The 12,735-nt window shown below is 60.6% G+C and carries 13 protein-coding genes and 1 tRNA gene; 9 read left to right on the top strand and 5 right to left on the bottom strand.

Annotation, left to right across the window (positions count from 1 at the left end; translation table 11 throughout):
• Window positions 1-175 precede the first annotated feature (175 nt).
• The 6 genes from dusA to CLU93_RS06380 all read left to right on the top strand — a co-directional run bounded on the left by dusA (window position 176) and on the right by CLU93_RS06380 (window position 5,540).
• Complete coding sequence (gene dusA / locus CLU93_RS06405) at window positions 176-1,126, top strand: tRNA dihydrouridine(20/20a) synthase DusA (RefSeq protein ID WP_373629873.1); 951 nt, start codon at window positions 176-178, stop codon at window positions 1,124-1,126.
• The gene (locus CLU93_RS06400; protein WP_099760441.1) at window positions 1,126-1,590 is read left to right on the top strand and encodes a hypothetical protein; all 465 of its coding nucleotides are present in this window, start codon (window positions 1,126-1,128) and stop codon (window positions 1,588-1,590) included. The genes dusA and CLU93_RS06400 overlap by 1 nt, the downstream gene beginning before the upstream one ends.
• 534 nt (window positions 1,591-2,124) lie before the next feature.
• Window positions 2,125-3,864, top strand: a complete 1,740-nt coding sequence (locus CLU93_RS06395; protein WP_099760440.1) for a methyl-accepting chemotaxis protein — start codon at window positions 2,125-2,127, stop codon at window positions 3,862-3,864.
• 60 nt (window positions 3,865-3,924) lie between these two features.
• Window positions 3,925-4,272: an energy transducer TonB gene (locus CLU93_RS06390; protein WP_071079328.1), complete on the top strand. Its 348-nt coding sequence runs from the start codon at window positions 3,925-3,927 to the stop codon at window positions 4,270-4,272.
• Between the two features lie 168 nt (window positions 4,273-4,440).
• On the top strand, window positions 4,441-5,013 hold the full coding sequence (locus tag CLU93_RS06385; RefSeq protein WP_099760439.1) for a hypothetical protein: 573 nt from the start codon (window positions 4,441-4,443) through the stop codon (window positions 5,011-5,013).
• Window positions 5,014-5,156: 143 nt separating this feature from the next.
• Window positions 5,157-5,540 (top strand): hypothetical protein, encoded by a 384-nt coding sequence (locus tag CLU93_RS06380; RefSeq protein ID WP_099760438.1) that lies wholly within the window; start codon window positions 5,157-5,159, stop codon window positions 5,538-5,540.
• 487 nt (window positions 5,541-6,027) lie between these two features.
• Here the strand turns inward: CLU93_RS06380 and CLU93_RS06375 are convergent, their stop codons facing one another.
• The 3 genes from CLU93_RS06375 to CLU93_RS06365 form a co-directional block, all read right to left on the bottom strand.
• Window positions 6,028-6,477, bottom strand: a complete 450-nt coding sequence (locus CLU93_RS06375; RefSeq protein WP_071079168.1) for a hypothetical protein — start codon at window positions 6,475-6,477, stop codon at window positions 6,028-6,030.
• Between the two features lie 255 nt (window positions 6,478-6,732).
• Entirely contained in the window at window positions 6,733-7,392 is a 660-nt protein-coding gene (locus CLU93_RS06370) for an FxDxF family PEP-CTERM protein (protein WP_099760437.1), read from the bottom strand.
• Window positions 7,393-7,722: 330 nt separating this feature from the next.
• Entirely contained in the window at window positions 7,723-9,828 is a 2,106-nt protein-coding gene (locus CLU93_RS06365; protein WP_099760436.1) for a TonB-dependent receptor family protein, read from the bottom strand.
• Between the two features lie 287 nt (window positions 9,829-10,115).
• Between CLU93_RS06365 and CLU93_RS28165 the strand changes: the two genes are divergently transcribed.
• The 3 genes from CLU93_RS28165 (at window position 10,116) to CLU93_RS06350 (ending at window position 11,564) form a co-directional block, all read left to right on the top strand.
• Window positions 10,116-10,562 carry a response regulator gene (locus CLU93_RS28165; RefSeq protein ID WP_180287818.1) on the top strand — a complete coding sequence of 149 codons (447 nt, stop codon included), beginning with the start codon at window positions 10,116-10,118 and terminating at the stop codon, window positions 10,560-10,562.
• Between the two features lie 151 nt (window positions 10,563-10,713).
• Entirely contained in the window at window positions 10,714-11,100 is a 387-nt protein-coding gene (locus CLU93_RS06355) for a BPSL0067 family protein (RefSeq protein ID WP_070291164.1), read from the top strand.
• A gap of 8 nt (window positions 11,101-11,108) precedes the next feature.
• On the top strand, window positions 11,109-11,564 hold the full coding sequence (locus CLU93_RS06350) for an STY0301 family protein (RefSeq protein WP_143451715.1): 456 nt from the start codon (window positions 11,109-11,111) through the stop codon (window positions 11,562-11,564).
• Window positions 11,565-11,646: 82 nt separating this feature from the next.
• Here the strand turns inward: CLU93_RS06350 and CLU93_RS06345 are convergent.
• Window positions 11,647-11,722, bottom strand: a tRNA-His gene (locus tag CLU93_RS06345).
• Between the two features lie 142 nt (window positions 11,723-11,864).
• Window positions 11,865-12,710: a glutamate racemase gene (gene murI, locus CLU93_RS06340; protein WP_099760433.1), complete on the bottom strand. Its 846-nt coding sequence runs from the start codon at window positions 12,708-12,710 to the stop codon at window positions 11,865-11,867.
• Window positions 12,711-12,735 lie beyond the last annotated feature (25 nt).

Below are 12,735 nucleotides of genomic sequence, written 5' to 3'. Positions count from 1 at the left end.
TGTTGTAGTGGTGTAGTGGTGCGGCGCTGCGTCGCCGCGCCAACCAGACCCGCTGTGCTTGCATAACCTTGCGGTGATGCGACGCAGCGGGTTTGCCGTTCTGGCATCCCTTTTTTGTAGTGAGCGTATTGTGACCGTCCCAACCCTGCCTTCCCGCCGCCTGTCCGTTGCCCCCATGATGGATTGGAGCGACCGCCATTGCCGCAAGTTCCACCGCGAAATCACGCGCCACACCTGGCTCTACACCGAGATGGTGACGACGGGCGCGCTGGTGTACGGCGACGTGGAACGCCATTTGCGCTTCAACGAGGAAGAGCACCCGGTGGCGCTGCAGCTGGGCGGCAGCGACCCGAAAGACCTGGCCACCAGCGCCAGGCTGGGCCAGCAGTGGGGCTATGACGAAATTAACCTGAACTGCGGCTGCCCGTCCGAGCGCGTGCAGAAAGGCGCGTTTGGCGCCTGCCTGATGGCCGAGCCACAATTGGTGGCCGACTGCGTGAAAGCCATGCGCGACGTGGTCGATATCGACGTCACGGTGAAGCACCGCATCGGCATCGACGACAGCGAATCGTATGACTTCGTGCGCGACTTCGTCGGCACCGTGGCCGATGCCGGCTGCAAGACGTTTATCGTGCATGCGCGCAATGCCATCCTGAAAGGCTTGAGCCCGAAGGAAAACCGCGAAGTGCCGCCCCTCAAGTATGACTATGCCTACCGCTTGAAGCGCGATTTTCCGCAGTTCGAGTTCATTATCAATGGCGGCATCAAGACCCTGGACGAGATCGACCTGCATCTGCAGCACCTCGACGGCGTGATGCTGGGCCGCGAGGCGTATCACAACCCGTACGTGATGGCGCAGTTCGACCAGCGCTACTACGGCGACGACACGCCCGTGAAAACGCGCGAACAGGTGCTCGAAGCGATGATTCCGTATATCAGTGCGCAGCTGGAAAAGGAAGCGGGGCGGCTGAAGCTCAACAGCATCACGCGCCACATGCTGGGCCTGATGCAAAACCTGCCCGGCGCGCGCGGTTTCCGCCAGACCCTGTCCGACTCGAAGAAGCTGGTCTCGGGCGACCCGCGTTTGCTGCTGGAAGCGGCCGCGCGCCTGTCGCTGCCTGCCTGATGCGCGGCGACGTCCACGCCCATGCACAGCAGTTGCATGGCTACCTGCAGGCCGTCACAGCATTGAAGGATGATGGCAGCCTGTTTCTGTGCGAGTATCTGGGGCCCGTCGCGCCGCAGGCGTCGCTCGACGCGCTGTGCCGCACGCTGAAGCTGCAGCCGGACGGCATGCGCCTGCAGCCGATCGAGAGCATGGTATGTAGCGGGGCCTTGTGCACGCCGCGCCAGTGGCTGCTCGATCGCTTGTTGCCGATGAGCGAGGCGGACCGCGAGCCGCTCGACGCGCGTCTGTTCGACGGTTTCGAGCGCGAACTGGCCGAACTGCTGGGCAGCGAGCCGCACTGGTATCAACTGGTATCATCGGGTCAGGGCAGCCTGGCCAGTCAATTGGGCGCCATCTGGAGCGTCTTTGTCTTTGGCACAGAGTGTCACGCCTATGTGATGCGTTGCAGCTGGGACCGCTAATCCAACTTGTCTATACCGGTGCCCTTGCGCACTGGTATTGTCCGCACTACCCCCTCCTCTGAGTACCTCTCCAAAAACGATGCAATATGGCTACGCCATGTGTTGTAAATGCGCTGTTTCGGCGCACGCCCGCACTGTCGTGGGGCATTTCTATGGGGCAAGAAACGGCGTTGTTGCCATTTCCCCGAAGAAAGTTAATCAGGCATTTATTCAGGTACTTATTGCTTGCTTTGAGGCAAAATTTACACCTATAATTGATTATAGACAAATATTTCTCATGTGAATTTTTGATGTTGATTTCATATTAACGGTGTCAACAATTCAGCCTGTGGAACAAATTTGCATTCGCAGTCACTGGCATTTTCAGGGCTGTTGTAGACCAGGAAGTACCCCAGGCTGCGTGCGGCCGGATACCGCCAGCATACCAATGGGTAAGGGCGGATACCGGTGTCTCGCGGCCTTCGTCTTGTCGTGCCGGGCAAAAATTCTTATCAATAGTTTCATTTACGAAGAGCCGAAATGAATTTAGCAAAAATGAAGGTTGGTACCCGCCTGGGCCTGGGATTCGCCCTGGTACTGGTTCTGCTGGTGGCCGTGACCGTCCTCGGCATCGCGCGCATGGCGCAAATCCAGGAACGTCTCGATCACGTGATCAATGTCAACAATGTCGTCACCCGCCTGGTGATCGACATGCGTGGCAACGTCAGCGACCGCATCACCTCGCTGCGCATCCTTACCCTGATGACCGACGCGAGCGATATGGAGCCGGAAATGGCGCGTATCAAGACGCAGACCAGCACCTATCAGGAAACGCAGAAAAAGCTCGAAGAGAAATTCGCCATCGAGTCGACTGCCGAAGAAAAAACCTTGCTCGCTTCGATCAAGGAATACGAGGCGGCAGCCATGCCGGCCATCGCCAAGGCGTCGGCACTGTGGATGGCCAACGATGCGGAAGGCGCCACGCGCGTGATGATCAAGGAGATCCGCCCGGTACAGAAAAAATGGATCGATGCGCTGGAGCAACTGGCCACTCTGGAAGACAAGTTGAACGAGCAGATGCAATCGGATGCCCGCAAGGCGTTCGACAGCGCGCGCCTGTTCATGATCATCCTCGGCGTACTGGCCGTGGCGATGGGCGTGGCGGCGGCACTGGTGATTACCCGCGGCCTGCTCAAGCAGCTGGGCGGCGAACCCGACTACACGGCCTCGATTGCCGGCAGCATCGCCAAGGGCGATCTGTCGATCGGCATCCATACGCAAAGCTCGGACAATTCCAGCCTGCTGGCGGAAATGAAAGAGATGCGCAACAGCCTGGTCGGCATCGTCGGCCAGGTACGCGTCGGCACGGAAACCATCGGCACGGCGTCGCGCGAGATCGCCGCCGGCAATATCGACCTGTCGTCGCGCACGGAAATGCAGGCCAGCGCGCTGGAAAAAACGGCATCGGCCATGGAAGAGCTGACCTCGACCGTGAAACAGAATGCGGACAATGCGCGCGAAGCCAACAAGCTGGCTGCCACCGCCTCGGACGTGGCCCTGAAGGGCGGCTCCGTGGTGTCGCAAGTGGTTGACACCATGAGCTCGATCAATGAATCGGCGAAGAAAATTGTCGACATCATCGGCGTCATCGATGGCATCGCCTTCCAGACCAACATCCTGGCGCTGAACGCGGCCGTGGAAGCGGCGCGTGCCGGCGAGCAAGGCCGCGGCTTTGCCGTGGTGGCCTCGGAAGTGCGCAACCTGGCCCAGCGCTCCGCTGGCGCCGCGAAAGAAATCAAGATCCTCATCGACGATTCGGCCGAGAAGACGGAACGGGGCACGCGCCTGGTCGGCCAGGCTGGCGTGACGATGGGCGAAGTGGTCGACAGCGTGCGCCGCGTCACCGACATCATGAGCGAGATCGCCAGTGCCAGCCAGGAGCAAAGCGCCGGCATCGAACAGGTCAGCCTGTCGATCATCGAGATGGATGGCATGACGCAGCAAAATGCGGCCCTGGTGGAACAGGCGGCCGCTGCGGCGCAAAGCTTGCAAGACCAGGCGGCCGAACTGGCCCATGTGGTCAGCATCTTCAAACTGGTCGAAGGCGAAGAGAAGCCGGCAGCGTATGTGCCGGCACCCGTGGCCGCCGCACCAGTGGCCGCGCGCAAGCCGGCACCGGTATTGCGCCCGGTCAAGTCGCTGACCCGCAAGACGGAAGCGTCCGCTCCCGCAGCCGCTCCTGCGCCACGCAAGGCGGCAGGCGCCGGCAGCAATGACGAGTGGGAAGAGTTTTAAGCGCGACCAACAGCGCTCAGGAAGTTGTAATTACCGTATCTGATAATCATGGGGAAGCACATGTTTGAGAATAAGCGTTTGATGAGTGTTGCAGCAGCCTTGCTGGTGTCCGTTTCTTCCGCCGCCTTCGCGGCCGAGGTGCCGGCGTCGTTCGATGCCAAGAACTGCAAGGCCGACTATCCAAAAGCCTCGCTGATGAACGAAGAGCAGGGCACCGTGTCGATGTCCTTCCTGGTCAATGCCGATGGCAGCGTGGCCGATTCGAAACTCGACAAGAGCAGCGGCTTCAAGAACCTGGACAAGGCCGCCATCAAGGCCCTGACCGCATGCAAGTTCAAGCCGGGCACCAAGGATGGCGCCGCAGCGCAAACCTGGACCAAGGTCGATTACGCCTGGAAGCTGGACTGATCCACCTGTCGCCGGGAGCGCGTCTCCCGGCATGGCCGACTCCGCTACGGGCGGCGCCTGCAACGGCGCCGCCCGTTCTGTTATGTGCGCCAGCCAACGGCACCGTCGCTGCCGATTCTGTTACCCTCGAAACATACCTTCGGGACATCCCATCACAAGAGGCTTACCATGCAGCGCATCCTGACACTTTCCTCCCTGGCCGCCAGCGGCTTGCTGCTTTCCGCTTGCGCATCGCTGGGCACGCCTGCGGGCTTGCAGGCGGGGCAGACCGTGGCCGTCGTGAATAGCCTGAGCTGGGACAATCCCCTGACGGGCAAGCGCGACGGCGTGCGCACCAGCTGGCCCATCAAGGATGGCAAGATTGCCCCTGAGTATTTCCCGCTGGCGCAATTGAAGCAATGCGATGCGGACGGCAAGCCTTGCGCCTGGGGCGTGATGCGGGCGCAGCGCGGCGCTCCCACGCTGGCCTATGTGGATGGCGGGGTCGACCTGGCCGTGAGCGTATCGATCGACGTGGCGCGGCGCCAGGATGCGCGCCAGGGCGAGACGCAAACGGCGATGGCGATTCCGCAGGATGTGGCCGCGCTGGCGGGCAAGCAGCGCGTGCAGCCCAGCTGGAAATTGAAGTATGGCAAGGTCGAGCAAGTCGAACTCGATTACGGCGTGCGCTACCAGGTGTGCGTGCAGCGCTACGATGCCGCCGGCAAGGCCATCGACACGTGCGCGATTCCGTTTATTTGAGGAAACATGGCGTCTGGCCTGCTTGTGGCCGCTTTGCCACATTGCATGTTGCGGCGTGCGTCGGCGTGTAACAATCGGTAAAAGCGCAGCAAAGCCCGGCGTAATTTCTTATAGTACTGATAGTACACATTAGGAGAATTGCGATGAAAACCCTGTTGGCAGTAATCTCGCTGGCCGCCTTGGGTGGCTGCGCCGTGGCGCCCCCCGGTCCCGCGTATTACGGTTCGCGCGCGCCGCAGGGGGCCTACAATCCCTATGAATGGCATACGGTCTCGTCCGAGCCGGTGCAGTCCGGCCGCGTGATGAGCGCACCGCGCGTGGAATACACGAATGAGCCCGTCTACGTGCAGCAGCAACCTGTGTACGTGCAGCAACCTGTGTATGTGCCGGCGCCCGTGTACGCGCCACAACCGTATTATTACAATCCACCCGTATCGATCGGGCTGGACTTCATGTTTGGTTTTGGACGCCACGGTGGACACCGTGGCGGCTGGGGCGGGCATGGCCGCTACCACGGCCGCCGCTGATCTATTGCGCTTGCATGCAGGACAAAGCCGGACAAGCGTTGCTTGCCCGGCTTTGTCATTTTACCAAGTAGGGCGTAATAAATTATTGTGATTTCTGACTTCCATAACCGGCGCTCTGCGGTGTTGCCCGCTGCTAGCAGTGCTCGCACTGCGTCGCAGCGGACGCCTTGCAGAGCATCCGGTTCTGTTTGTCATAACTTCACAATAATTTCCCACGACCTACTTAGTGGAAATATACCGAACTCTGGTGCAGCACATCCGCCGAGCACAGGATATACATCGCCGCCGCTGCCAGACCTATTTGCAAGGCGCCAAAGCTGATCGGGATGAGGCGGGACATGTCGTACTCCTGAGTGGTGGGGAATGTGTGGTCAGGCTTTCATCATAGGTTGAATTGATGCTCTCGGGCATCGGATGAATGTCCGCCGCGATGTAGGACAACACCTCGTGCCTGGCACCCCGCCTCGCTCTCCCGTCTGAGGATTACTTAGCGGTTTTTCCAGCGCACCACGGGCTCTTCCGGCGCCGTGTCCGGCACGTTCGAGATCGCCAGCCAGTGCGTCAGGCGTTCCGGATGCTTGAGATTGATGCCCATGCCATCGATGATGCCGACCTGTTCCAGCATGCGGGCATCGATCTTCGCCTTCGACACGGTGGGCGCGCCCATGACCATGCGGTCATACGCCTTGCGCGCCTTGTGTTCCCACTTGTGCAGATTGCTTTCGTCGAAGCGGTTCGCTTCGAAATACACGGTCAGGGTGCCATCGAGGTTGCCGAAGCCGACGATGCCTGCGCCCTTGCGGATGGTGGTGGTGTTGTCGAGGTCAAATTCCGCGGTGGGCACGAAAATGCCGGCGCGGCCATCGATGTCGGGACGTCCCACGGGCGTATCCTTGCCGTAGGAGCTGGTTTCGGTAATGGGTTTCTCTGCAGACATGGTGCGTGTGTGGTGGCCGTACCGGGAGCGCAATCGGGCCCGGCAGCGCCAGTCATCCTGTTCAAAAAATGCGTGCTGATAATCAGGGCGGGGTAGTGGCCCTGGCGGTGCGATGCTTGGCATTGCTTGATGCCCCGCTATTGTAGCGCCAATTTAATTCTTCCTTGCAACATTTCCTGAGGTAATGTACCCGTTTGCCCATGAAAAAGCCGCCCGGCCAAGTGGCGGAGCGGCTGTTGCGCAACGACCCTGGATTCAGGCGGCAGTCTTGCGGCGTGCCATGAAACCCAGCAAGCCCAGGCCCAGCAGCATCATGGCGTAGCTTTCCGGTTCCGGCACGGCAGTCATCACCGAGACATTGTCCAGGTAAGAGCCATAGGTCGGTGCGGAGACCGGGCCGATCGATTCGAAGCGCAGCAGGGTGGACGAGCCGAGCGCGGACACGTTCTGGCTGTAGGTTTGCCACACGCCGCTCGTGGTGCCGATCAGGGCCGTTGGCGTGAGCAGGGTGGAACCCCAGTAGACATTCATCAGGCTGCTCGCGCCGCCTGGCGTATCCGGGCGGCCCGAATAGGCAAACGACAGCGAATACGTGCCGCCAGCCGTGGTGGCGATCGATTGCGATACGGACGTCTGGCGCGCGGCGTTGAGTTCCAAGTATTGCGTGCCGGCGGCGGCGACGGGGTTGAAGCCGACCAGGCCGCCTTGCGTGGCGCCTTTCTGGATTTCAAAGGCCGAGTTGCCGTTGGCTGACGAGGTCCAGCCTGTCACGCTGCTGAGCGTAGCGAAGGATGAGGAGATGACATTGTTTTCAAAACTGCCATTGACCACCAGTTCGGTCGCGGCGTTGGCTGTGCCAGCGGTGGCCAGGGTGGCCAATGCGGCAATCTTCAGGAGGGTGGCTGGCATTGTCATGGTGTTCCAATTTAGTTAATTATAGGATAATTTTATTTCTGAAATGACATTTAAATGATATCACCAAAACTCACACCAAACACCAGGGCCGACTAAAAATATTTGCAATTGTGAAATTATTTGTGTCTGTAATGCAATTAATTTCCATTGCGAAGCAATTACTGCCGTGATGTGAGGCGAGCGCGACTATGAACCTTCTTGCATGGCAGTATTTTTGTAACATCAGGGCGTAAAAAAACCTGCATCGCAACAACAACGAGGCAGGTTTTTTGGCGGGTAGGTGCGGCTGCGGCGGCATATCGATTCGATAGACACTGCCGCAGGCAATGGTCAGAACGCCAGGCGGCCCTGCAGATAGACCATGCGCGGTGCGCCCACCAGCTTGCCCAGGTTGCCGTCCGAAGTGCGCGTGAAGTAGCGCTTGTCGGCGAGGTTGTTGACGCCGGCGACCAGCTCCAGGCCCTTCTGGCCCGGCACTTTCCATTTTACTTGCGTGTTCCAGGTGCGAAAGCCCGGGATGACGCCCAGGTTGCCGGGCGCGTTTTCCGCCACGGTGTTGGCCTCGTCGGCGAACTGGCGGCTCTGGTGGCTGCTCGACAAATCAAAACCCCAGGCGCCCAGCTGGTAGTGGGCGCCGACGGTGTCCGTGGTGCGCGAATAGAAGGGTACGTCATTGCCTGCGTTCACGCCATCCTGCAAGGTGGCCTTGGTGTAAGTGTAGGTGGCGTAGGCGTTCACGCCGGCCAGCGGGCCGGATTGGTCGAAATGGTAATCGACGGCCGTTTCCAGGCCCCGGTGATGCGTGGCGCCCACGTTGTAGAAGACGGCGTTCTCGCCGCTGCCGACGGACTGGATCTGGTTGTCGAACTTGATGTTGAACAAGGTCGCTTCGGCCGCCAACTGGCCGCTCTTCCAGCGTGCGCCCAGCTCGGCTGTTTTCGCCAGTTCCGGCTGCAGCGGGTTCTTGCTTGACTGCGAGTTCAGCTGCGTATTTTGCACGGCGCCAAACGAGCTGTTGTAGTTGCCGAACAGGGTCACGTTGTTGCTCAGCAAGTAGGCCACGTTCAGCGAGGGCAGGGCCTTGTTGTTGAGCAACTCGATCTTCTGGTCGACCGGCAAGTGGTTGAAGCGTTCCGTCTTGATGTGCTCGTAGCGCACGCCCGGCGTGATGCGCCAGGCGCCGATGGCGATCTTGTCATCGATATACACGGCCTGCGCATCGGTCGAATTGTTGGCGAAGCGCGTCGGCTTTTGTTGCACGCCGCTGGCGATGACGACGTTGTAGATGGTTTCGTCGGCCCGTTCGGCCAGGTAGCGGTAGCCGATGGTGACGTCCTGCGATACCTTGCCGGTCGTGAAGCGCTGCGTGTAGCGCGGCTCGATGGCCGTCGTTTCATAGTTGCGCGGCTGGTGGCCCAGGTTTTTTCCGCTGATCAGCGTGCTTTCGCGCGAGCTCTTGTAGTAGTAGCTGCGCACCTCGAATTCCTGCGTGCCGGAGATGGCATTCAGGTAGCCGATGTCGAAGGCCTTGCGCTCGCCGCTCCAGTAGTCGGTGGGGCGCGTGTTCTGGAACGGGTCCGCCTTGTACTGGGCGGCGGTCAGGCCGCCCGGCGTGCGCGACGTCACGTCATAGTAGGACAGCTTGGCGTAGACCTCGGCGGTCGGGCTCAGGTCGTAGCGCAATTTCAGGGCGAAGTCGTTGACCTTCTCGTCGCTGCCGACGCGCCAGTCGCTGCCGCGGATGCCCGAGTACAGCACCGCCAGGCCCAGGCCGCTGTCGAGCTGGGTGCCGGCAAACACGCTGGCCTGCGTGTTGTGGCCCACTTCGCTGTAAGCGTTGTAGCGCACGCTGGCGTCGCCCGTGATGCCTGGCGTGGTGGGCACGCGGCGCGTCTTGAAGTTGATGATGCCGCCCACGTTTTGCGGACCGAAGCGCACGGCGCCGCCGCCGCGCACCACATCGACCGTCTCGACATTGGCCAGGCTGACGGGCGCGAACGACAGTTGCGGCTGGCCATACGGCGCCACCGACATCGGGATGCCGTCGAGCAACACCGTGCTGCGCGGCGAATAGCGTCCGGCCAGGCCACGCACGCCGATGTTCAGGGCGATGGCGCTGCCGGCGCTGCCCGAGTTGTCGCTGATCTGCACGCCGGGAATGCGGCGCATCACGTCGCTGAGGCTGGTCGCGCCCGAGTTCTCGATATCGTCCTTTTGCACCACCGTGCGGGCGCCCGCGAAATTCTTCGTGCTGGCGGCCATGCTGGTGCCCAGCAGGTTGCTGCTGACCTGAATTGATTCCAGGATGGGGCCGGCGTTCTCGGCGCTGTTGGCTTGCTGAGCCTGCGCGGCAAGGGAAGTGCCCAGGCAGGCGAGGGCGATGGCCAGCGCGCAGGGGCGCAGCGAAAACGGCAGTGTGGAAAGTGTGGCGGCCATGCATGGATCTCCGTAGTGACAATGTTTGCGCGGGCAAGCAGGCGGCGCGACAACAGCGTGGCGTGGACATCCGGCGCAAGGGGATAAGAATGATAATGATTCTCATTTTATCCGTCAATTGCGCAAACTGCGTAGGGCTGGCTTTCTCCGCGCGGGGTGGGGAAGTGTTGCTGGCGCGGTACAGCGGGGCGCCTGGATTGCTGCTTGGCAGCATTGCTGGGGTGCGACGGCATTGCGCGCGCTTCTTGTATACTGCCGTTTTTGCAGCCGTCAGACGTGAAGGTACAATGAGCCAGACAACTGAAACGACACCAGGCAGTTCCTCCATGGAACGCCGCCAGGACGACCAGCCGGCAAGTGCTGCGCGCAAACTCACTCTGCTGGTGGTCGACGACAACCAGGAAGTGGGCGAATCGCTGGCCATGCTGCTCGAAGCGCTGGGCCACCACGCGGTGGTGGTGCGCAACTGGCAGATGGCCGTCGAGCAAGTCAAGCTGTGCGTGCCCGACGCCGTCTACCTCGACATCGAAATGCCCGGTATCAGCGGCATCGAAATCGGCCGCCGCCTGCGCCACAATCCCGAGACGGCCAACGCCGTGCTGATCGCCGTCACCGGCCACAGCCTGCCCATGTACATGGACGACGCGCTGGCCGTGGGCTTCCGCCACTTCCTCGTCAAACCCGTGCGCCTGGAAGACCTGGCGACGACGGTGCAGTCGGTGCTGGCGGGGTAGGTATCCTGCAGTAAAAGACGAAGAGAGCCGGCTGCATGCCGGCTTTTTTGCAAGAATGCGCCTGGGATTGGAAAAACAGTTGTGCTTGCTTAAAAGCGCCGCCCCTGATCCGGCATAGAGTGGCATGACATCTATCTCAAGGAGATGATTCATGCCCTATATTTATTCCAATGTCGCCGAGTTGAAAGGCAGGCCCGTTGTCGGTAGTCGCCACTGCGTCGCTTTGGTGCAGTACTATGCTCGCGCGCCAGTCACGGCAAACTGGCGCGAGGGTGAAGCGGTGTTGGGGAACGCCATCATCAAACCGGGAACCGCGATCGCCACATTTGTCAGGGGGCGTTACCCGAACCGACCACATGGCAATCATGCCGCCTTGTTCATCGGCCAGGCGATAGGCGGCATCTATATTGCAGACCAATGGAAAGCCGACGGCAAGACCGAAATTTCGGTGCGGCTGATACGCTCGCAAGGCAAGGACAAGCGCGGTAATTACATCCACGCCAGCGATAACGCCGATGCATTTTCCGTGATTGAATGAGGTTGGTCATGGCATACTCAAAAACGACAATGGCAGCACGGACCTGCTGGCCTGCAATGGCGCTGCTGGCCATATCGTGCCTGCAATCGACAGCCAGCGCCGCGCCCGTTGCCTGCCCAGTGTCGATTTCCCAGGGCTCGCTGCAGCTTGCCGATGTACCGCAAGGCTGGACCAGCTATGTCGGTTCGCCACTTTACCTGCATGCGGCGGCGCCGATGAACGGGCCACCGGAGCAGTTGGGCGAGCTGTCGGACTTCCGGCAAAAGCGCTTGAAAAAAGGTTGGGTAGATACTTATCGGCTCGATGGCAAGTTTCCGGAGGGGAAATGGCTGGCCTGTCGTTACGGCGGCACGGGTCAGCTGACTTTGGCGATGCGGCTCGACGACAGTATCGACAGCTGTACTTTTACTTATCGGCAAGGTGAGCATGTCGGTGAGCGCAACATCGCTATCCTGTGCAGATAGTCATGGTGTTTGATTTACGCCATAAAAACCTGCTCTGAAATAGAAAAAGCCCGGTTCGAAAACCGGGCTCTTCTTTATTCTGTGGGGTGGCTGATGGGGCTCGAACCCACGACAACAGGAATCACAATCCTGGACTCTACCAACTGAGCTACAGCCACCACTGTCTTACTTACCTGTTTAGCTGTTTTGCTGAACAGGTGCCGAATTATACAAAGAACTCGGCGAAGTGGCAAATCTAAATGCAGTCTTTTTTAAAGAATCGAAAGATTGCATGAAAACGGTCGCTTTTGCTCACGCCGCTCACACGGACAGGTGTGTGACGGGCGGCTGCAAGTCCAGCAAGCCGGCGAAGGCTTTCGCCAAGGCTTCGACCTTGGCCGTCGTGTAGCCCTGCAGCCGTGGCGCCTCGTTGTCGATGCGGCGCAGGCTTGCCGCGTCGAGCAAGCGGGCCAGCTGGCGGGCCACGGCGTCGCCTGTGTCCACCAGGGTAATCGTTTCCTGCGTATGCGCGCGCACCGTGCGGACGATGGCGTCCTGCACGAACGGGTAGTGCGTGCAGCCGAGCACCAGGGTGTCGACGCCTTGCGCCAGCATGGGTGCGATGTAGCGTTCCAGCATGGCGCTGGTGGCGTCCTGCGGGTCATTGCCCAGCTCGCACTGCTCGATGCGGTCGGCCAGGCCGATGCAGGGCTGCAAGATGAACGTGGCGCCCGTGGCGGCGCTCACCTGTTCGCGCAGGGCCAGCAGCTTGTCGCCGCGCAAGGCGCGTTCCGTCGCTAGTACGGCGATCTTGCCGTTGCGGCTGATGGACGCCGCTGGTTTGAGGCCCGGTTCGACGCCGACGATGGGCAGGTCGGGGTAGCGCGCGCGCAGCGCCTTGATGGCGGCGATGGTGGCCGTGTTGCACGCCACCACCAGTGCTTTCGCACCTTGCTGCAATAAGAAGGCGGTGATCGCCAGCGAACGCTCGACCACTTGCTGTTCCGTCTTGTCGCCATACGGCGCATAGCCGGAATCGGCAAAGTACATCAAATCTTCCTGCGGCAGCTGCGCGCGGATATGGCGCAGCACCGACAGGCCGCCCACGCCGGAATCAAAAATGCCGATGGGCGCGTCCGGGCGGGCAATGCTTGCAGTAAAAGTCATAGGGAACCGTTGAAGATAAAAAAAC

The sequence above is a fragment of the Janthinobacterium sp. 35 genome (assembly GCF_002754575.1).
Lineage (GTDB): Bacteria > Pseudomonadota > Gammaproteobacteria > Burkholderiales > Burkholderiaceae_D > Janthinobacterium > Janthinobacterium tructae.
This window is presented reverse-complemented; position numbering and strand designations above follow the sequence as displayed.

Bases quoted from the DNA above. Each gene is read 5' to 3' on its own strand.
- dusA (WP_373629873.1), top strand. From the start codon at position 176: ATGATGGATTGGAGCGACCGCCATTGCCGCAAGTTCCACCGCGAAATC.
- CLU93_RS06400 (WP_099760441.1), top strand. From the start codon at position 1,126: ATGCGCGGCGACGTCCACGCCCATGCACAGCAGTTGCATGGCTACCTG.
- CLU93_RS06395 (WP_099760440.1), top strand. From the start codon at position 2,125: ATGAAGGTTGGTACCCGCCTGGGCCTGGGATTCGCCCTGGTACTGGTT.
- CLU93_RS06390 (WP_071079328.1), top strand. From the start codon at position 3,925: ATGTTTGAGAATAAGCGTTTGATGAGTGTTGCAGCAGCCTTGCTGGTG.
- CLU93_RS06385 (WP_099760439.1), top strand. From the start codon at position 4,441: ATGCAGCGCATCCTGACACTTTCCTCCCTGGCCGCCAGCGGCTTGCTG.
- CLU93_RS06380 (WP_099760438.1), top strand. From the start codon at position 5,157: ATGAAAACCCTGTTGGCAGTAATCTCGCTGGCCGCCTTGGGTGGCTGC.
- CLU93_RS06375 (WP_071079168.1), bottom strand. From the start codon at position 6,477: ATGTCTGCAGAGAAACCCATTACCGAAACCAGCTCCTACGGCAAGGAT.
- CLU93_RS06370 (WP_099760437.1), bottom strand. From the start codon at position 7,392: ATGACAATGCCAGCCACCCTCCTGAAGATTGCCGCATTGGCCACCCTG.
- CLU93_RS06365 (WP_099760436.1), bottom strand. From the start codon at position 9,828: ATGGCCGCCACACTTTCCACACTGCCGTTTTCGCTGCGCCCCTGCGCG.
- CLU93_RS28165 (WP_180287818.1), top strand. From the start codon at position 10,116: ATGAGCCAGACAACTGAAACGACACCAGGCAGTTCCTCCATGGAACGC.
- CLU93_RS06355 (WP_070291164.1), top strand. From the start codon at position 10,714: ATGCCCTATATTTATTCCAATGTCGCCGAGTTGAAAGGCAGGCCCGTT.
- CLU93_RS06350 (WP_143451715.1), top strand. From the start codon at position 11,109: ATGGCATACTCAAAAACGACAATGGCAGCACGGACCTGCTGGCCTGCA.
- murI (WP_099760433.1), bottom strand. From the start codon at position 12,710: ATGACTTTTACTGCAAGCATTGCCCGCCCGGACGCGCCCATCGGCATT.